Source organism: Bartonella sp. TT119HLJHH, assembly GCF_042193385.1.
In the GTDB taxonomy this organism is placed as follows: domain Bacteria; phylum Pseudomonadota; class Alphaproteobacteria; order Rhizobiales; family Rhizobiaceae; genus Bartonella.
Genome location: NZ_JBHILS010000146.1, coordinates 1 through 575, shown reverse-complemented (window position 1 = coordinate 575; position 575 = coordinate 1). Strand labels below are relative to the sequence as shown.

The following is a 575-nucleotide window of genomic DNA, read 5'->3' as shown; positions in this document are numbered from 1 at the left end:
CTTTTGCTCCCCTTGCGTTTGTTTCACATCAACAGCCCCACCAAACCGCACCAACAATGCCGCCCGCGCCCCCTCCGGCAATAAGGAAATGTGATACTTCCAAACCGGCTTGGTTTTGCCTAATGTTTGGCGAAACAATTGTGTATTCAAACGCCATTTCTTAAGCGCAAGATTGTTGAGACCGATCTTTGTTTTCGGCAACCCTGGCAAAGCTGCCTCAGCCAATTCGGCAATAGTAAACCATTCCTTCATGGCTGCCCCCTTTTAATGCGAACCGGCGTTGCGCGCATGGCTTTCAATTGCGCTGCAATCTCCCGCTGTTCCTGCTGAAGCCGCGCAATTTCTGCTAACCGCGCCTCATCTCCTTGCAACAGCAACAATCCATCTTCACTCACCACCTCATCCCAAAGCCAAAATGCCTCTGTCGCCCGCACAAATGCCTTAAACCGCGGCAGGGAAATATCCACCTGCTTACTTTCCGCAACATAAGCATCCAAACTCGCCTTACTTAAACACCCAATCCCTAAATAATGCGCCATACGCTCCGCAATCACACTGCGCTCATGCCGGCATTC

At 51.1% G+C, this 575-nt stretch carries 2 protein-coding genes; both read right to left on the bottom strand.

The genetic code is table 11. The annotated features are described in order from the left end of the window. Nucleotides 1-252, bottom strand: a 252-nt coding sequence (locus ACFIJL_RS09850; protein ID WP_375624556.1) for a DNA-binding protein, incomplete at its 3' end; no start/stop codon positions are given. After that, nucleotides 249-575: hypothetical protein (locus ACFIJL_RS09845; protein ID WP_375624554.1), on the bottom strand; the 327-nt coding region annotated here is incomplete at its 5' end. The genes ACFIJL_RS09850 and ACFIJL_RS09845, both read right to left, overlap by 4 nt.